The 404-nt window shown below is 52.2% G+C and carries 1 pseudogene; it reads right to left on the bottom strand.

The annotated features are described in order from the left end of the window. A pseudogene (locus HMPREF2822_RS07670) lies at nucleotides 1-377 on the bottom strand (HNH endonuclease); the annotation flags it as partial. Nucleotides 378-404 lie beyond the last annotated feature (27 nt).

Consider the following 404-nt stretch of genomic DNA (forward strand, 5'->3'; position numbering starts at 1 on the left):
TGATAGGTGTGTAAGACTACGGTGGCTGGTGGTTGTATTTCGCCGCTTAAGAGTTTGATGACCGCTTCAGCAACAGTGATTCCTTCTTTTGCGGCGGTTGTGTGGATGAAGGCATCGAGTTTAATGCCGGTGTCTTCCCCAACCTGGAGTTCCAGCCAGGCAGAGGTTCCGTTGGATGAAAAGCGGTAGGTGTCTTTGGGGCGGGTGTCACGGTAGGCGATGGAATCATCCAGGGTTTTACAGATGTCGCGGACTTTGCGTCTGATTTGGCTGCGGGTAGGAAAAGCCTGATTCGCCTTAGTGGGGGTGAAGAAGCCAGCCAGGATGGTGTCGATAAAATCCAGGGTTTCAGCAGTCAAGCCGGTTAGTGCTGACATGGGTTGGTCAATAGCAATCAAGGACTC

It is taken from the genome of Corynebacterium sp. HMSC062E11, assembly GCF_001811845.1.
GTDB lineage: Bacteria > Actinomycetota > Actinomycetes > Mycobacteriales > Mycobacteriaceae > Corynebacterium > Corynebacterium hesseae.